Annotated in this window: 18 protein-coding genes; 10 read left to right on the top strand and 8 right to left on the bottom strand. The window is 43.1% G+C overall.

The genetic code is table 11. From position 1 onward, the window contains the following. Positions 1 to 101: 101 nt before the first annotated feature. The 6 genes from AB6D07_RS19320 to AB6D07_RS19295 all read left to right on the top strand — a co-directional run bounded on the left by AB6D07_RS19320 (position 102) and on the right by AB6D07_RS19295 (position 7,021). Complete coding sequence (locus tag AB6D07_RS19320; protein WP_372140742.1) at positions 102 to 1,526, top strand: response regulator; 1,425 nt, start codon at positions 102 to 104, stop codon at positions 1,524 to 1,526. Then, positions 1,523 to 2,728: an EAL domain-containing protein gene (locus tag AB6D07_RS19315; RefSeq protein ID WP_012603664.1), complete on the top strand. Its 1,206-nt coding sequence runs from the start codon at positions 1,523 to 1,525 to the stop codon at positions 2,726 to 2,728. Before AB6D07_RS19320 ends, AB6D07_RS19315 begins: the two co-directional genes overlap by 4 nt. Positions 2,729 to 2,830: 102 nt before the next feature. Beyond that, positions 2,831 to 4,450 carry a methyl-accepting chemotaxis protein gene (locus tag AB6D07_RS19310; RefSeq protein WP_009846436.1) on the top strand — a complete coding sequence of 540 codons (1,620 nt, stop codon included), beginning with the start codon at positions 2,831 to 2,833 and terminating at the stop codon, positions 4,448 to 4,450. Positions 4,451 to 4,462: 12 nt separating this feature from the next. Next, positions 4,463 to 5,713 (top strand): hypothetical protein, encoded by a 1,251-nt coding sequence (locus AB6D07_RS19305; RefSeq protein WP_017104257.1) that lies wholly within the window; start codon positions 4,463 to 4,465, stop codon positions 5,711 to 5,713. Between the two features lie 11 nt (positions 5,714 to 5,724). Further along, complete coding sequence (locus tag AB6D07_RS19300; protein ID WP_017104256.1) at positions 5,725 to 6,120, top strand: phosphate ABC transporter substrate-binding protein; 396 nt, start codon at positions 5,725 to 5,727, stop codon at positions 6,118 to 6,120. 346 nt (positions 6,121 to 6,466) lie between these two features. Then, positions 6,467 to 7,021: a TetR/AcrR family transcriptional regulator gene (locus tag AB6D07_RS19295; RefSeq protein ID WP_246091725.1), complete on the top strand. Its 555-nt coding sequence runs from the start codon at positions 6,467 to 6,469 to the stop codon at positions 7,019 to 7,021. A gap of 134 nt (positions 7,022 to 7,155) precedes the next feature. On the opposite strand, the gene AB6D07_RS19290 is transcribed toward AB6D07_RS19295, so the two are convergent. From AB6D07_RS19290 to AB6D07_RS19270, 5 genes are all read right to left on the bottom strand, one after another. Next, positions 7,156 to 7,773, bottom strand: a complete 618-nt coding sequence (locus AB6D07_RS19290; protein ID WP_017104254.1) for a CDP-alcohol phosphatidyltransferase family protein — start codon at positions 7,771 to 7,773, stop codon at positions 7,156 to 7,158. After that, positions 7,763 to 8,413, bottom strand: coding sequence for an ATP-binding cassette domain-containing protein (locus tag AB6D07_RS19285; RefSeq protein WP_017104253.1), 651 nt, complete (start codon positions 8,411 to 8,413; stop codon positions 7,763 to 7,765). The genes AB6D07_RS19290 and AB6D07_RS19285 overlap by 11 nt, the downstream gene beginning before the upstream one ends. Beyond that, positions 8,379 to 10,079 carry an ABC transporter permease gene (locus tag AB6D07_RS19280; protein WP_017104252.1) on the bottom strand — a complete coding sequence of 567 codons (1,701 nt, stop codon included), beginning with the start codon at positions 10,077 to 10,079 and terminating at the stop codon, positions 8,379 to 8,381. Before AB6D07_RS19280 ends, AB6D07_RS19285 begins: the two co-directional genes overlap by 35 nt. A gap of 5 nt (positions 10,080 to 10,084) precedes the next feature. Beyond that, positions 10,085 to 11,251, bottom strand: a complete 1,167-nt coding sequence (locus tag AB6D07_RS19275) for an ABC transporter substrate-binding protein (protein ID WP_029223164.1) — start codon at positions 11,249 to 11,251, stop codon at positions 10,085 to 10,087. A gap of 361 nt (positions 11,252 to 11,612) precedes the next feature. Further along, positions 11,613 to 12,059 carry an META domain-containing protein gene (locus AB6D07_RS19270; protein ID WP_009846444.1) on the bottom strand — a complete coding sequence of 149 codons (447 nt, stop codon included), beginning with the start codon at positions 12,057 to 12,059 and terminating at the stop codon, positions 11,613 to 11,615. A 191-nt stretch (positions 12,060 to 12,250) separates the two neighbouring features. On the opposite strand from AB6D07_RS19270, the gene AB6D07_RS19265 reads away from it, so the two are divergent. Together AB6D07_RS19265 and AB6D07_RS19260 are read left to right on the top strand one after the other, a co-directional pair. After that, positions 12,251 to 12,511 carry a DUF1289 domain-containing protein gene (locus tag AB6D07_RS19265; protein ID WP_017098649.1) on the top strand — a complete coding sequence of 87 codons (261 nt, stop codon included), beginning with the start codon at positions 12,251 to 12,253 and terminating at the stop codon, positions 12,509 to 12,511. A 109-nt stretch (positions 12,512 to 12,620) separates the two neighbouring features. Next, positions 12,621 to 12,788 carry a hypothetical protein gene (locus AB6D07_RS19260; protein WP_017099427.1) on the top strand — a complete coding sequence of 56 codons (168 nt, stop codon included), beginning with the start codon at positions 12,621 to 12,623 and terminating at the stop codon, positions 12,786 to 12,788. A 74-nt stretch (positions 12,789 to 12,862) separates the two neighbouring features. On the opposite strand, the gene AB6D07_RS19255 is transcribed toward AB6D07_RS19260, so the two are convergent. The 3 genes from AB6D07_RS19255 to AB6D07_RS19245 form a co-directional block, all read right to left on the bottom strand. Continuing rightward, entirely contained in the window at positions 12,863 to 13,165 is a 303-nt protein-coding gene (locus tag AB6D07_RS19255) for a thiamine-binding protein (RefSeq protein ID WP_032498912.1), read from the bottom strand. Positions 13,166 to 13,308: 143 nt separating this feature from the next. Further along, the gene (locus AB6D07_RS19250; RefSeq protein WP_009846448.1) at positions 13,309 to 13,530 is read right to left on the bottom strand and encodes a hypothetical protein; all 222 of its coding nucleotides are present in this window, start codon (positions 13,528 to 13,530) and stop codon (positions 13,309 to 13,311) included. Positions 13,531 to 13,798: 268 nt separating this feature from the next. Then, positions 13,799 to 15,037: a DEAD/DEAH box helicase gene (locus AB6D07_RS19245; RefSeq protein ID WP_029223163.1), complete on the bottom strand. Its 1,239-nt coding sequence runs from the start codon at positions 15,035 to 15,037 to the stop codon at positions 13,799 to 13,801. Positions 15,038 to 15,247: 210 nt separating this feature from the next. On the opposite strand from AB6D07_RS19245, the gene AB6D07_RS19240 reads away from it, so the two are divergent. Both AB6D07_RS19240 and AB6D07_RS19235 read left to right on the top strand, forming a co-directional pair. Further along, on the top strand, positions 15,248 to 15,874 hold the full coding sequence (locus AB6D07_RS19240) for a LysE family translocator (protein WP_012603677.1): 627 nt from the start codon (positions 15,248 to 15,250) through the stop codon (positions 15,872 to 15,874). 250 nt (positions 15,875 to 16,124) lie between these two features. Next, positions 16,125 to 16,481 carry a hypothetical protein gene (locus AB6D07_RS19235; RefSeq protein ID WP_012603678.1) on the top strand — a complete coding sequence of 119 codons (357 nt, stop codon included), beginning with the start codon at positions 16,125 to 16,127 and terminating at the stop codon, positions 16,479 to 16,481. Positions 16,482 to 16,508: the final 27 nt, after the last annotated feature.

Raw genomic sequence — 16,508 nt, 5'->3', positions numbered from 1 at the left:
CTGATCAGATCGTAGGTTCTTGATTTAGTTCCATTGAATTACGCAACAAAGCCGCAAAGTTACTCGACCTGGATGGTGAACAGCAACAAATTTGTTTCGAGGTGTTTGACAGTGGCATCGGTATCAGTGAAGAACACATTCGAAACCTATTCCAACCTTTTGTTCAAGCCGATGAAGGAACCACGAGGAAATATGGTGGTTCAGGCCTTGGTTTGACTATCTCGAAGCAACTTATTGAACAAATGGGTGGCAGTCTTAACGTGACGAGTAAGATCAACATTGGTTCAACGTTCTCTATTACGCTGCCGCTTAAAACGCTCGCTGAAAATAACAGGGCGGACATGAATGGTAAGGTGGCGCTACTTACCAAAACGTTCATGCAGCAATCTGAATTAGAGAACTATCTAACATCTTGGGGTATTAAGGTTATCTCAAAGAATGTTCAGGTGACTAAAGAGCTCGCACACTGGGTCGATACCATTGAGCCTGATTTTGTGTTTATTCCTCATGAGCTAGATCAGAGCATTGATACGTTCGCCGAAAGCGTGCAGTTTATTTGTGTCAGTGAACAAGGAATGCTTTCGCCTGCGCCATGCAAATTGGGCTGGAATCTGTCAGCAAACCCATTGTTGCCTTCGCAGTTGATGCACTGTTTGCACAACTGTCCTGCGTTTGTGGAAGATGTTGTCCAAGATGATAATAATCTGAAATTGAGTACTGAGTCGCGCGAGTCTGCCAAACAGAATCAAAGACTTATCTTAATAGCGGAAGATCACCCAATCAATCAACAGATAATTCTTCAACAAATTGAGCAATTAGGTTTCCATGCCGACATGGTAGATAACGGCAAGGAAGCACTTGTTGCCTTAGATAATGAAGATTATGGGCTGCTAATTACCGATTGCCACATGCCTGAGATGGATGGCTACGAATTAACGAGGCAGATCCGAGTAAAAGAGCAGACCCAAAACCAACCTCGTCTTCCGATCATTGCGTTAACCGCAAACGCTGTGCAAGGTGAAAATGATAAGTGCTTTGAGATTGGTATGGATGACTTCTTATCAAAACCAACCAAATTAAGGGTGATTGGCGACACCATAATCAAACATCTTGATAAGGTGCAATCTGTTGTCGATAAGCCTTGTATTAGTTCCTCGGAGCTTAAAAGTGAGCCGAGCTCTGCTCCGATTGATCTCGCCAACTTAACCGAATTGTTTGGTGACAAAGATCTCGTCATGCAGATCATCACTGACTTTATCAAGAGCCATCAAGCTGACATGCCTCTGCTTCAAGCTGCGTGTGAACAGCGAGATCTCGAAGCCATTAAACAGGTAGCTCATAAGATGAAGGGAGCTGCAAAAATGGTAGGCACAGAGGACATTGCCAATCAATTGCAAACAATGGAATTGGTCTCCTTAAGTGACTTAGATGGTATTCAAGCACATTACGATAACCTCGAACAGCTGACGAACCAATTGAAGACTTATTGTTCAGAATCAATCAAACCATTTAAGGAGCTACCATGAACCAGCATGTTGTAGTGATAGAAGATCACCCTTTTCAATTGAATGTAATGGGGATGGTTTTAAAGAGTTTGGGTATGGAAAATGTCCAACCTTTTGAATGTGGATATAAGGCTCTAGAGTTTATTGAAGCCTCTTCTGTCGATTTGATCTTATGTGATCTGAATATGCCGATGATCGATGGTATCGAACTCCTAAAACGCCTTGCTGAGGCCGATTTTCAAGGCAATATCATCATCACAAGTGCGGAAAGCAAAACAGTGCTCGATGCCGCAAGGAAGATGTGTAAAGCGTTTAACCTGAATTTGCTTGGTGTTCTTGAGAAGCCAATAGCAAAAGAGTCGCTGTCAAAGTTAATTAACCTTAACTCTACAAAAGAAGCGGCTGCTTCTAATTCTAATAGCGACATCGTTATTACGGATGAAGACATAGCAAAAGCGGTAAGCAACCAAGAGTTTATGTTCTATTACCAACCGATAGTGTGTATCCATAGTGGTGAATGGCGAGAAAGTGAATCGCTAATTCGATGGCAGCACCCTCGTTATGGCGTACTCAGCCCTTTTTTCTTTTTGTCTCGGTTACTTGAGTCAGGAAAAATGGGAGAGGTGATGAAGTATTTAATCAATCAAGCGATCAATGAGAAGTCATTTCTCGGAGAGCGGAGATTTGCAATAAACCTGACAGCTAAAGATATTATTGACGGTGATATTGTTGATTATATCTTCGCTTTGATCGACCAAGGTGAACTTGAGACAGAGCAGATAAAATTGGAATTAACAGAATCTGATTTAGTTGAAAGTGTCGCTCTTGCTTTAGCGTCCACCACGAGGATATGCATGCGCGGTATTCCCCTGGCGATTGACGACTTTGGAACAGGTTACTCTTCACTCAAGCAATTAGATGACCTGCCATTTTCAGCACTGAAACTGGATATCGACTTTGTGAAAAACATTCAAAGCAGTCGTTCAAGCCATGCCATTGTTCGCGCTACTCTCTACTTGGCTCACTTATTAGAACTGAGTACAGTTGCTGAAGGGGTTGAGGATCATTCTCTTTGGATGGACATTCGTGAAATCAGTAATGTCGACACATTGGTTCAGGGCTATTTTATCGCTCGTCCAATGCCTGCTCGTAAACTATTAGAGTGGAAAGAAGACTGGGACAGCAAAATTAAAGAGCTGAACTTAATTAAAGAAATTAAATAACGGGCTTTGAACATAACGGTAAATTTGTTTAGTGAATGTGTTCGCTATTAAATATGAACAAACGTTACCATCAGCCACAACCAGCGCTAATGAAAAAACCTTATGCTATTGTCTCGCTATATCAACATTAAAGTACAGTTTATTGTACTGCTCTCAATAATATCTCTTAGCCTAGCTGCCATTATCTCAATAAATGTCTTTATTCATAATGATAATAGTCAGCGCCTAAAGCAGTTAGAGTCAAGTTACTACCCTGCACTTGAGCATGCGACGAAAATATATTCTCTTTTACCTAACGTGAAGCAACAGTTCGAAGCTGCTGTCGTGATGGAAGATGAGCAAGCTCTCGATTTTGCACGTCAAATTTCTTCTGAACTGCAAGTTGAAGCGAGTCGTGGTGCCGATGTTTTACCTTCACAAGCGACAGCTTTTAATAAACTGTCACAACAACTAGCAAGGTACACGGATTCTGCGTACGCGCTGAGCGAAGATTTTATTAATCTCAATGACTCTTTCGAGAGCCTGACCTCCAGAGCGAACCAACTTAGCACTGAATATGATTCATTAGTTGCGTTAAGCGAGACGTTACGTGCATCCGCGAGTCAGAAGGTCGTAGACACTATCTTGCACTCTGAAAAAGCCGCAAACGACGCTGCGAATCAATCTATTTGGTTAGGTGTGTTCTTTTTGATCTCTGTGATTTCGGTTGGTTACGCAATATTCAAATCGGTTATTAGCTCAATATTGCTTGTGACAGAAAAGATGAAGGCGATTGCGACTGGGGATGGTGACTTAACGGTACGCATCGACTACGCAGGAAAAGATGAGATATCAACGCTTGTTGAGAGTTTCAATCAATTCATTGAAAAGCTACAAGGCATTATCGCGAGTACGTTAAGCATTGGACACGAGCTTGAGGTTGTCAGCGATAAGATTCGTAGCGAGTCGAATCAAACCTTGGCTCTAAATAGCACTCAACGTGATCACATCGAAGAGGTTACCGAGGCGGTCAATAACATCATCGACCTCATAGAACAAGTTGTTAACTTTGCATCGCATGCAGATTCTCAAGCTCAAAAAGCCAATTCTAGTGCTCAAACAGGAACACAAGTGGTTCTTAAAACGAGTAAAGAAATTGAAGAGCTTGCGACAAACATCCGTGATACGGCCTGTAAGTTGAAAGAACTCGATCAGAATGCAAGCAATGTTGGCTCAATACTAAACACAATACAAAGTGTCGCTGAGCAAACGAATTTATTAGCACTAAATGCTGCAATTGAAGCTGCGCGAGCTGGTGAACATGGCCGAGGCTTTGCTGTTGTGTCCGACGAAGTGCGCGTGTTAGCGAACAATACTCAACAATCCGCAACAGAAATTAATGCCCTGTTGGTCGACCTTAAGTCCGGCTCTAACGCTGCTGTTGGCGCTATGGACCAAGGCTTAGCGAGCTCGTCACAGGCGGTTGGAGACGCGCAAAACGCGGGTGACTATCTATTAGAAATTAGTGGCCAGGTAGAAGAAATTACCGAGCTCAACAAACAAATTGCAAGTACTACAGAGCATCAAGCTCGTGCTTCAAAACAAATCCACACCCATATGGATGATTTTAGACAGTGCTCTCATCAAGTGTCTCAGTCGACAGATCAACTCGAAGCTCTAAGTCACCAACTGAGTGGCATCGTTACAGAGCTGAGTAAATCAACATCACAATTTAAAGTATAACGGAGAACAACAATGACTAACTCCTCTTTTCGCTTATTGCCGTTAGCGGTAGCACTTGCGACTTCATTCGCTGCACACGCTACAGATGAGCAAAAATTGGCTGAGCTTGAGAACAAGGTCGCTATTCTTGAAGCAAAAGAACTAAATTCAGTCGCTGATAAATTTAGCTTCAATGGTTTTGCGTCTTTGAACATGCAACTTGGTAACAATAGCCATGGTTTCATGAAGTCACAAAACAAAGTACGCTTTGATGAAGGTTCTCTAATTGGTTTGCAAGGTGAGTTTGAAGTTAACGACTCTACTTCAGCTGTCGTGCAAATGGTTGCGCGCGGTAACAAGAAAGAAAACTGGACACCGGATGTTGAGTGGGCATTTCTAAGCCATAAAGTAACACCAAATTTGACAGTCCGTGGCGGTAAGCTACGTCTTCCTCTGTTCATGTACTCTGACTACCTAGAAGTGGGTTACGCTCAAACAAGCGTTCGCGTTCCTAGTGAAGTTTATGGTTCTGTAGTTCTTACGTCACTCACTGGTGGTGATTTCATCTATGACGTTGAGTTAGACGACAGCACAGTATCATTCCAAGGTTTCGTAGGTTCACAAAAGCTTTCAGCGTCTAAGCATAGCTACAATGCTGATACGCAGTTTGATGACATCGCTGGTGGTGTGATCAACTGGACAGACGACACTTGGACTTTACGTACGGTTTACGCTCAAGCAGTGGTAAGCTCAACAACAAACTGGAACGTTAAGAATAAGCCACCTATTTTAAACACAACGTTTAACGATGAGAAAGCGAAGTTCTACGGTGTTGGTGGTCGATACGACAACGGTAACCTATCGCTAGTTTCAGAAGTTACTCGTACAACGGTTGAAGGTTTCTATCACGATGTAGATTCTGCTTACCTGACAACGGCTTACCGTGTGAACGAATTCACGCCTTACGTAACTGTAGCGCACATGGAATCGACAGACGATGCAGAACGTAACAACCAGGTTAAACGTCAATACGTAAACATGGTTAAGAACCCAAGTGCTGCTACTAAATATGCTTTCGGCTCTGCAACCGCTATCTCTAGCAACATGAATATCCAACGCACAACTTACAGCATCGGTACTCGTTGGGACTTTATGCCTAATATCGCGCTGAAAGGTGATGTTAGCTACCTAACCAACTTCGGTTCAACTAATGGTGGTGTTAACGCATCTTACAAGAACGAAGACAACATCTTGTACACAGTTAAAGTTGACGCGGTATTTTAAGGAAGAGAATTATGTTTAAAAAAGCATTGGTAGCCGCTGCTCTTCTTAGCAGCATGAACGCTTTCGCTGGTTTGGTTGTTGTTGGTAATCCATCAATGAGTGAGCTGGACGCTTCAACAGTTAAAAAACTGTATCTAGGTAAAGCAAAGTCTCTACAGATTGAAGCGGTAGACTTGGAAGACGGTCACCCACTTAAGGGTACTTTTCACCAAGCAATTACAAAGAAGACAGAAGCACAGCTTCAAGCTTACTGGGCAAAGCGAGTATTTACGGGTAAAGGTCAACCACCTAAAGCTGTAGGTCAAGAAAGCTTAGCGAAAGACATGGTCGCTAGCTCTTCAAACAAAATTGCTTATATCGATGACTCTTTAGTTGATAGCTCAGTTAAGGTTCTTCTAAAGCTTTAAGTTTGAGCTATAAAATAAAAGCTTGAGCTGTAAAGTAAAGGCTTTTCGTGTGGCGCTCTAATAGGGCGCCACTCTTACATTGGCTTACATACTGCTCGAACTCTCTTACTTACCGCTTACACTCGCTTGTCAATTCCCTATCTTATTGTTTCATAAGGCAATCTTGCTGGTTGTTTTTTGTTCTATTTTCTAAAAAATCCAAATTTTTTATATTTTTATTCATTTAGTTTGTTTGATATAAAAATGGGCATGTTGAGATTATTTGGTTGAGTTATAGAATGCGCGGGTAATATAAACAAATAGGTGAGGATACAATCTGATGCTAAATGACAAAAGAACAAAAATCTTGAGCTCAGCAGAAAAGCTATTTATTTCTCAGCCTTATAGTAAAGTTTCAATTCGGTCTATTGCTAAGTCTGCGGGTGTAAGCCCCGCGTTAATTCTTTATTACTTTAATAACAAAGAGCAATTGTTTGATCAGCTCATCGAAGAGCATACAAGTCGTTTTCAAGATCAGTTCTCAAAGTATCAGAGAGTGGATGGAATACAACTACAACACTTACTTTCTGAACTTATCGAGTTTTGGGAAGCTTCGCCTAACATCTTTTTACTATTCACTTTTGGCGGAAGCTCATACAATTACGAAAATGTTCAACGCCTTAAAGAGTCTAAGTTTGGTTACACCTACAATAAGACTCTTGAAAATCTTCTTTATTTAGTTGATGGCTGTAACGAGTCAAACTTTCATTATTACCAGATGTTGGTTACGTCGTTAGTGTCTCAACCATATTTAGCAAACAAGCAACAAAAATATAACAATGACAACTCTACGTTTAACCTTATGCAATACCAAGAGGTTATAGCTAGCTTATTTAAAGAAGAGACTCGCTTTGCTTATTAAATAACTGCTTATTAAATGAATTATTCGTAAGTTACATTTTGGGTTTTTAAGTCTTAACTCCTAATTCCTCAAAAACTGACACGAAAAAACGCCGCTCATTTGAGCGGCGTTTTTATTTATGAGAAATGCACACCCTAGCTAGCTTGATCCTTGAGTGTCTGGAATCCAAAGTAAATTCGCATGAACGTAGTTAGCCAGCACGCGGTGCCAAAGGTGTAGGCGATAACAGCAAAGTGTTGAGGCCAAATACAGAACGCGATGAAACAAGCGATGGTTTCAGTGCCTTCGGTTAGCCCTGACATGTAGTACAGAGACTTATGCTTATAGACTGGGTTTTCGATGCCTCGTTTGCCTGCCATCACGGCAAACGCCAAAAAGCTGCTGCCAGTACCGATAAAAGAGAAGATCAAAAACGCACCGGCAATGGCGTTGTGTTCTGGGTTCGCAATAACAAAGCCAAAAGGAATTAACGAATAGAAAAGGAAATCGAGGCTGATGTCGAGAAAACCGCCAGCGTCACTAATGCCTTGGATTCGAGCCAAAGCCCCATCAAGCCCATCACATACTCGGTTGAACACAATGAAGCCTAGCGCCCATTCGTAATGTTGAAATGCCAACGCCGGAAACGCTAAACACCCGACCAGAAAGCCAAATAAGGTGGTTTGATTTGCCGTGATACCGAATTGACTCAGCAACTTAGCTGATTGGTTTAATGGCCACTTAATGACCTTGATGGAGTACTTATCCAGCATGATGACTCCTCCATGGCCAAGACAGCACTTGCGCCCCTTGAGGTACGTCAGCTTCGTCGTGCGTGACCATTAATGTTGGGATATTTGCTTTTGTCAGCTGTTCGAAGACCCAATCGCGAAATTGTGCTCTTAACTCTTGGTCTAACTTACTAAACGGTTCGTCGAGTAGGGCGAGCTTCGGCTTCGCCAATAACATACGAGTTAAGCTGATTCTTGCACGTTGACCGCCAGATATTTGATCCGGGAAAGACTCTGCCAAGTGAGTTAGCTCTATGTCTTTTAGTGCGGCCATCGCTTGCTGTTGACGAGCGGAGCCCTTAATTGAATTAGGCAGAGAGAACGCCAAGTTTTCCCATACCTTGAGGTGAGGGAACAACAAGTCATCTTGAAAAAGAATACCGACTTCACGCTGATGTGAAGGCAGGTTATCCAGCTGAATGTCGTTCAAAATAACGGTGCCAGAATACGAAAACTCATCATTTAAGTGCCCAGCTACGGCGTCCAACAAGGTCGATTTTCCGCAGCCGCTCGGCCCCATCAAAGCCAATACTTGGCCTGATTCTAATGTTATGTTTAGCGCTGAAAACAGCGATACACCATCGTTTTTACGGATGGCGAGGTCGTTGAGGTGCAGACTCATTCGTTAGAAAACCTTTAAAAGTAAGACGGCGATATCTGAGTTGAAGTCGGCTGACTAATATCGCTAAAGAGAAAAAGAACAGAGGCAATAGGGCCTGCCAAATGGCATAGATAGCTGTCACTCTGCGGTCGAAACCACTGGTAAGGGCAACGGCTTCTGTGGTGATTGTGCTAATACGGCCCGCGCCGAGCATCAAGGTGGGTAAGTACTGAGCCAAACTTACGCTGATCCCAACCGCCCAAGCAAAGGCAATAGCGGGTAACAAGATAGGCAGCTTGATGGAGTACCAGCTTTGAAATGGCGATTTACCCAAGCTCAACGAGGCTTTTATCAGGCCGTCATTGAAGCTTTTCCAAGGGCCATCCAAAGACAGATACACAAACGGGAAAGCAAAGAAAACATGCGCCCAAATTACCCAAAATTCATAGGCGCTGCTGCCGATATAAAGCGTGGTCACTTGCATGCCGAACAATACCGAGAGTTGAGGTATCAACATGGGAATCGCGATAATAAAGCCCGGAACTTGCCACTTGTATTTGATTCGGTACTCATGAGCTACCAGCGCGAGTAATAAAGCAACGGAAGCGGCAATAAGGCCAATCCACAAGCTTTGCCCGACGGTGCTCATGATGCCATCCCACTCAAACTCCCAGAAACGCATGCTGTAGCGACTTGGAAGTAAATCAGGGAAACGCCAACGTTGGGCAACACTCCAAATCCCCATTAGTGGAATGATCAGTAGTGACAATGCAGCAAGCACTGCGAAGATCGTTTTTCCTGGAAGGTTAATACCTGTTCTTCCTGAATATTGCCAAGTTCTAAAGTACTTGAGAATTGCCCATTCGATTAGACGCGCTAGGGCGATGATCAACGAAGCCAAACCGAATAAAACGATGGCGCCAGCGGCAGCTCGTGGCAATAGATTAAGGTCTGGGTCGTTAAACCATTGCCATACCAAAACGGCAAAGGTCGGCGGATTGGTTGGGCCAATGATCAGAGCGATGTCGACAACCGATACGCTGTAAGCAAGCACCGCCAACATAGGGAAGCGAAGCTTGGTAAACCATTGTGGGAAAATACACTTCCACCAGATCTGAGCACGGCTATAACCCAGAGAGGCACTGACCTTAGTGATGCGTTCAACATCGATTTGTTGAAGTATCGAAATGCTCATCAGCAATAAGAAGGGCACTTCTTTGAGTGCGAGCATAATGATTAGGCCAAACGCGTAAGGATCTTTTATCAGCAAAGCCAATTCAGAGCTTGTAGCCGATTCACCAAGTAAGTGATGCACGGCTCTTGCGCCAAGCCCTGTTGGGCTAAACAGAAAAGCAAAGCCGATAGCGAAAGCCACATGCGGAATGGCAAGCATTGGCGATAGCGTTAGCTCAATCTTTCTCCAAAACTTGTTTCCCCAAGAAGCCTGAAGAATACAAAAGGTCAGGAAGCAGGCAATGTAGCTGCTGGCGAACGCTGAACCGAGGCTCAAACCAATAGAGTGCCAAGCCCCTTCCCATTGAAAGACTTGGCTAAAACCGTTGAGTGAGGGCTCTTCTAAACCTAGGGGCGGGATGAAACTCAGTGACGAGGCCACTACTCCCGCTACCCCAGGAATGGTTGGGGTAATGCACACAGCTATAACAACAAAATATAGAGCGCGTAGCATGAATTTTAGCTACCGTATCGCTTAAGCCACTCTTTCTCGAGCGCGTTTTGCCAGCTAGGGTGTGGTTCATCAATCGATTTAAATTGCTGGGTATTTTTAGCGCTACCGGTCAGGTATTTGCTGCTCAACACTGAAGGATCGCCCCAAACATTGAGGTCGCCTTTGCGTGATTGTGCTTCTGGGCTCAACAAGAAGTTGATGGTTACCTGAGCGCCAGCACTTGCATTAGCATTCCAAGGAATCGCAAGGAAGTGAATGTTAGACAGAGCACCGCTTTCTAGAGCATAGGCCTTGGTAGTTTCAGCTAGGCGGCCACTTGATTGTGCTGAATAGACAGAATTTGGGTTAAAGGTAATCGCTAAATCGAGCTGACCATCATCCAGAAGTTGAATGCTTTCAGATGTGCCCGCTGGGAATTGTTTACCACCGCGCCATGCCACTTTATGGAATTTATCTAAGTAAGCCCAAAGTGGTGCAGTAACTTCTTGGAAGTTGTCTTCCGAAACAGGTTGAGCCAGTGCAGGGTTGTTGTCTGTTAGCTCAATCAGTAGAGACTTGATGAAGCTGGTGCCATGAAATTCAGGTGGGCGAGGGTAGCTTAAGCGGTTAGGGAAAGCTTGAGCGTAGCTCAACATCTCTGAAAACGATTGTGGCGGATTGTTTAGTGTCTCTTGGTCGTGGATGAACACAAGTTGTCCGACGCCCCAAGGTGCTTCTAAGCCTTCGGTTGGCTCCGAGAAATCGACATCAATTGGTAAAGATTTATCAACGTACTTCCAGTTTGGAAGTGATTCTGTGAATGGTCCAAATAACAGCGCATTGTCTTTCATCGAGCGGAAGTTCTCACCATTAATCCAAACGATATCGACACTGCCTTCGCTGTTCTTGCCTGCGGCTTTTTCTGCAAGTAGTCGAGTAGTCGTTTCAGCAATGTCGGTTACTTTTACATGCTTTAAGGTCACACCGTAGTCACTTTGTAACTCCTTGCCTGCCCATTGTAGGTAACGATTAATTTCTTGGCTTCCGCCCCAAGCGTGAAAGTAGACAGTTTGTCCCTCTGCCTGCTGTTCTATTTGGTTCCAGCTATTGGTTGATGTTGCTTCATCAGCGTAAATGGCTGCGCTGTATGCAACGGTTGCCATGATTCCTAACGTACTTACTATCTTGTTCATAAACTTTTCCATTTGGTAGTGAACGGGCAAGAGCATTGTATTTTCAAACTCCCTAGGGCGTGTTGACCTTTCGTGGCTAACGAAAGATCAACACGCCCTAATAGTTATTCTATCTGTTTCTGAAATAAATTCTAATTCAACAGTAAATTCAATCAATTACTTAAGGGCTATTACCATCCTAGCAACAGACCGTTGAACTGATGAATTTATTGCACTCAAATGATAGATTTTTTAGGTTTATTGGAGGTTGGTACGAAAAGTAAGCGATGAGTGTCAGTTTTGAAGGAATCATGAGTGTAAAAAAGCAATAAAAAAGGAGCCACTAGGGCTCCTTCAATCAATATTTGGTTTCTCTGACTGATTAGTTTACCCAGTCACGAATTGTGTACGTTAGCGTGTGTACATCGTTTTTCAATACTAGCGTATCGTTTGTTAGTGTTACGTCGCTCCACTCGCTTAGAGTCGCGGAAACCGATTGTTCGATTTCCATTGCTGAGCCGTGACACATTTTCATGGTCATGCCCATTTGCTTAATGCGGAATTGACCGTCTTTTAGTTCGCCTTGACCGAAGAAGTTGTTACAACCAGCCATGCCGTTTGCCGTCATCTTTTCGCCGATCTCTAGACGAGGTGTCGCTTGGTGTTCGCTTTTCTCAATGTTCTTGCCATCAATTTGCGCAAGTTCCCAATTATGGTGCTGTAGATCGGTTGGTGTTACTTGCATCGCGTTATCACCTGTTGTTGTGCATGCTGCTAGCATCATAGGTAAAGCGGCTACTGCTAGTAATTTTTTTGAACTAAACTTCATATTATAAGGCTCCAAAGGAAAGAACGAAGTTACCGAATAAGTGTAACTTGATGGGTTCAAAGTATAGTTTACAAAACACTATATGTGTCAGTATAAGGTCATAGTTTAGTATGGATTTCATGAGCTAGGCGACAAATTAATCGCTTATTTTTGAGATAGTAAGCGTAATTTTGATTATGTAAGGAGGCGGGGTGGAGCAGTTAGAGTTTTTCCAAGTTCCAAGCCCTTGCGTGGGGGTTTGCTCAAGCGATGACAAAGGCTATTGCAATGGCTGTATGCGTAAAAGGGAGGAGCGCTTTAATTGGATGTCGATGACGCCGTCAGAACAGTTACACGTCATAAAGCTGTGTCGTCAGCGCTATAGAAGAAAAATAATGAAGCAAAAAAATTTGGTTGGTAAGTCGGTTGACGAAGAGGGAAGTACAAGTCCCCAAAGAGATCTTTTCGGCTAAAGAGGAAGTATTGAAATTTTATTTAACCTCGAGGTAACTATTACTTTACATAATGGTTGGGGTGTAATATTAAGGTAGGTACCTTTGTACCTGAAGGAGTGGTGTCGGTATGAATAAAAAGAACGGAAAATTCAAAAAAGAGCCAGTTAAAGCACTGGATCGTAAACCGATCGGGGCGAAAGATGACCCTGAAGAGGCTCCGCGTGATTGGCATTCGATGTCAGAAGAAGAACGAATGGAAATCCTTTCTCACCTTTCAGACATGCCTTTTCAATAACATCACTGGTTCTTCAGAGTCTTTCTTAAAGCCCTGTTTTCTTAAATAAACAGCTTTCTGAAATAAACATATTGCTAAACAAACATGTGATTCGCTTTCGTTACACCACGATGGTACGTGCAAAATGTATCATTGGCTTCGGTGGTTTTACTGTGAATTTTAATGTTTGTGATCACTTCTACAGCCCCTGCATCGTAGCAAGCTTGTTCTGCTTTTTTAACGATATCTAACAGTAGGTTGAGTTCACCTTTCATCGTGGTTTCCATAGCTCCGACTTGGAAAGGCACATCGGCAGCTTTCACAACTTCAATTGCTTTATCAACCACTTCGAAGTTGTTGCCTTCTTTAACGCGAGGGATCACTTGGAAGGCAACCATCACTTCTTTTTCTCTTTTTAACTCAGACACTTTCTGCTTACTCTAGGATAGGGAATTGTTGCAGATGATAGGTTCATGCAGGTATTAATTCTACAACTAACGATGCTGTTCTATCGACTATATCAGTGACTAGAGATGTCGGCTTATTTGCTACCCCAATGGTCGCTAACCCAACCACCAATATGTTCATCAAAATGACTGCCACTGAATCTCTGGTTACGCTCCACCGAGGTATCACAGTCATCTTTGTTGTCTATTAGGTTTTGTATGTAGTTTGCCATCGGGTCATTAGAACGCTGACGATCTCGGCGAGTGGCCACTTCCTTAATCAGTTGTAATCGATATGTAGAGCTTGCACGTTTCATTTCAATGACCTCCCGGTTTTTAGACACTAATAGAAAAATCTAGTTGTCAGATATAGGGGCGTCAACGTGATTTTAGAGTATTTTTTTTGAGCAACCAAGAATCAATACCTTGGCATCATAATTCATAAAAGTGTCATTTAGGTTGGCATCTTTATGGAGGTTTGAGGGCATAAGTTTGTATTTTGGTCCTGCTAATATGAGATCAACCATAAAAAAGCCCAGTGCAAACTGGGCTATTCGATTTTCTGTGGTTACTTTGAATAACAGGTTATTTCGAAGAACTTGGTTTGCTCTTAAATTGCTTAACACTCTTCTTTTTTGCGGTTCTTCGGTTAGCCATTTTGTCTTTAGGCGGACGTTTGCGAGCTGTCGCTTCAGATGCAGGTTTGTCTGTAACAGGGAAACCTTCCAACGCTTGTAGCATAAGAGGTTTATTGGTCAGAGTACGAATTGCATTCAGGTAGTCAGTTTCGCTGTGGCTAACCAGAGAGATTGCGCGCCCCGTGCTTCCTGCTCTTGCTGTGCGACCAACTCGGTGTACGTAAGTCGCCGAATGCGATGGCAAATCAAAGTTAATTACGACAGGTAGTTGATCAATATGGATGCCTCTAGCCATAACGTCGGTGGCGATAAGCACACGAGTCGTGCCATTTTTGAAATTCTCTAATGCTTGCTCTCGCTCTTCTTGGCTCTTATTTCCGTGTAGCGCATTTACACTGATTTTGGCCTTATTCAATCGCTTGGTTAATGCATCAGCATTGTCTTTTGCGCCAATAAATACCAATACCTGCGACCATGCGTGCTGATTGACTAGGGCGATCAGCGCTTGAGCTTTACTGCCTTTGTTCACTAAGTACAGAGTTTCTTCAATAGCCGCGACCACGCTGTTTTCTTGATGCGTTGTGACCTTTACTGGATTAACAAGAAGCGCCTCAGTCTGACTGATCAGCTCTTTTGGCAGCGTAGCCGAAAACAGCAGTGTTTGATGCTTTTTAGGAAGAGCAGAAATAATGGTTTGAACATCTGGCCAAAATCCCATGTCGAGTAAACGGTCTGCCTCATCAAGAATTAAAGACTTGCATTGGGTTAGCTCGAGCTTGTTCTCTTGAATAACGGCATGTAGGCGGCCAGGAGTTGCGATCACGAGTTGTGGCTTTTCTAACAATTGCTGTTGCTGGATCTCGATATCAACACCACCAGTTAGTGTCACCGTTTTGATATCAAGTGTGCTTGCGATGGGTTCTAGTGCTTTGGTTACTTGAGAGGCAAGTTCACGGGTTGGAACAATGATTATCGCTTGTAGTTCATTTACATCATGCTTGATGTTGTTCAGCAAAGGTAAGCCAAATGCCAACGTTTTTCCGCTACCCGTTTGAGCCAACGCCAGCACGTCTTTCCCCGCAATAATTGTAGGAATTACCGTTTGCTGTATCTCTGTCGGCTTATTGAATTGAGATGGGATCGCGGAGACGGTTTTTGGGTTAAGGGTTAGGCTATCAAATGACATAAATGAACCAAGTATCAAAAGGGAGGTGGAGTCTAACAGGGCTGCAAATGTTAGAAAATCAGTTTTGTAACGTTACACGATAAACGCTCTCATTTTATGCGTGAATTATGTATGTTAGCCATACGCGATAATTAAACGTTCATCATATTGTAATGGCATTGAATGGACGTACAATGTCCGCCCTAAAAATGTTCATGAAATGAGTTCGAAATGAGTTGGGACAGTATATCGCTGTTTATTGTTATCGTGTTTTTTATTGCCATTATTCCAGGCCCTAATGCTTTGCTGGTATTAAGCACAGCCTTAACTCAAAGGAAGCTGTTCGCATTTGTGAACGTGTTGGGCGTGTCATGTGGTTTCTTTTTTCACGCCTTTATCTCGGCCAACGGCATAAGTTTGTTATTGTCGAACACCCCAATGGCCTTTGAAGGGCTTAAGTGGGCTGGGGTTTTGTATCTTGTCTGGCTTGGGTATAACCATTTTCGCGCGGCCCTGCGTGCTCAAGAGGGTGTACTTTATGCGGTAAGTGCATCGGGAAGTAAGCTATACAATCAATTTTTCAAAGGGCTCCTCACTAATCTACTGAATCCTAAAATCGTCCTGTTTTATCTTTCTATATTCCCTCAATTTGTTTCAAAAGATGCGATTGTGACAGACAGTTTGATGCTTGGTGGGATTCAGGCGACAGTAGTGTCGATGTGGTTCTTGATTGTGATCTTAATGGCGGATACGTTCAAGCGCTTGTTGGTTCAAAAGCGAACCTCACAAATGATGAACATTGTTTGTGGTGTTCTATTTGTGGGCTTTAGTATTCAACTAGCATTGTTTCAGCTCTGAGGTAGTGTTGCTAAGAATGGGGCATATACCATATTCTATTCAGTGCTCATTTTTTACTGAATCCTCAGGAATTTTAGAGTCTCTTCATAAATGGCTAAAGCATTGCTATGTAAAGTCGATATAATGGACAGTCATCAATTGGATGAATGTGTATGTTTCGATCTTAGATTTGAAACAGAAAACAACGGATAGTTAGCTTGTTCATTTTTACCAAGAAACAGAAACATGAAACAAAGATAGGGAGTCATCGATGAGTGAAGAGTCATTCACCCAGAAACGTGAGTATTACCGCCTGAAGTACCCTAAAAAGGCGCGCCCAGTGATACGAATCAAAGATGAACTTTTTCATGTCAGTGAAGTTTCTGAAAAAGGCGTGCGCTTGATGATGAGTAACATCATCCCGGTCTATCGAGGCTTCTCAATGGCAGGCACTTTATGGTTGCATGGTAATAACAGCATTGATATTCGTGGTTCTGTATTGAGGCAAGAAGGCGATGAAGTGATCGTTCTGTTATCACAAGGCCCGAGTTTCAAAGATATGGTGGCTGAACAACGACACATTAGGCAAAGGTACCCGGTTTTCTTCGCGAACCTCAGAGTGGCATAAGCAAAGCTTCTAAACGCCTAAAACCCA

The organism is Vibrio sp. 10N.239.312.C11 (genome assembly GCF_041466065.1).
Classification (GTDB): Bacteria; Pseudomonadota; Gammaproteobacteria; order Enterobacterales; family Vibrionaceae; genus Vibrio; species Vibrio tasmaniensis_A.
Note: the sequence above shows the minus strand (reverse complement) of the source record. Positions and strands in the feature narration are given on the sequence as shown.

What these genes read in the sequence shown, in the direction of transcription:
- AB6D07_RS19240 (WP_012603677.1), top strand. Translation starts at nt 15,248, where the DNA reads ATGAGTTGGGACAGTATATCGCTGTTTATTGTTATCGTGTTTTTTATT.
- AB6D07_RS19235 (WP_012603678.1), top strand. Translation starts at nt 16,125, where the DNA reads ATGAGTGAAGAGTCATTCACCCAGAAACGTGAGTATTACCGCCTGAAG.
- AB6D07_RS19275 (WP_029223164.1), bottom strand. Translation starts at nt 11,251, where the DNA reads ATGAACAAGATAGTAAGTACGTTAGGAATCATGGCAACCGTTGCATAC.
- AB6D07_RS19305 (WP_017104257.1), top strand. Translation starts at nt 4,463, where the DNA reads ATGACTAACTCCTCTTTTCGCTTATTGCCGTTAGCGGTAGCACTTGCG.
- AB6D07_RS19245 (WP_029223163.1), bottom strand. Translation starts at nt 15,037, where the DNA reads ATGTCATTTGATAGCCTAACCCTTAACCCAAAAACCGTCTCCGCGATC.
- AB6D07_RS19285 (WP_017104253.1), bottom strand. Translation starts at nt 8,413, where the DNA reads ATGAGTCTGCACCTCAACGACCTCGCCATCCGTAAAAACGATGGTGTA.
- AB6D07_RS19290 (WP_017104254.1), bottom strand. Translation starts at nt 7,773, where the DNA reads ATGCTGGATAAGTACTCCATCAAGGTCATTAAGTGGCCATTAAACCAA.
- AB6D07_RS19250 (WP_009846448.1), bottom strand. Translation starts at nt 13,530, where the DNA reads ATGAAACGTGCAAGCTCTACATATCGATTACAACTGATTAAGGAAGTG.
- AB6D07_RS19310 (WP_009846436.1), top strand. Translation starts at nt 2,831, where the DNA reads ATGCTATTGTCTCGCTATATCAACATTAAAGTACAGTTTATTGTACTG.
- AB6D07_RS19255 (WP_032498912.1), bottom strand. Translation starts at nt 13,165, where the DNA reads ATGGTTGCCTTCCAAGTGATCCCTCGCGTTAAAGAAGGCAACAACTTC.
- AB6D07_RS19300 (WP_017104256.1), top strand. Translation starts at nt 5,725, where the DNA reads ATGTTTAAAAAAGCATTGGTAGCCGCTGCTCTTCTTAGCAGCATGAAC.
- AB6D07_RS19260 (WP_017099427.1), top strand. Translation starts at nt 12,621, where the DNA reads ATGAATAAAAAGAACGGAAAATTCAAAAAAGAGCCAGTTAAAGCACTG.
- AB6D07_RS19315 (WP_012603664.1), top strand. Translation starts at nt 1,523, where the DNA reads ATGAACCAGCATGTTGTAGTGATAGAAGATCACCCTTTTCAATTGAAT.
- AB6D07_RS19270 (WP_009846444.1), bottom strand. Translation starts at nt 12,059, where the DNA reads ATGAAGTTTAGTTCAAAAAAATTACTAGCAGTAGCCGCTTTACCTATG.
- AB6D07_RS19280 (WP_017104252.1), bottom strand. Translation starts at nt 10,079, where the DNA reads ATGCTACGCGCTCTATATTTTGTTGTTATAGCTGTGTGCATTACCCCA.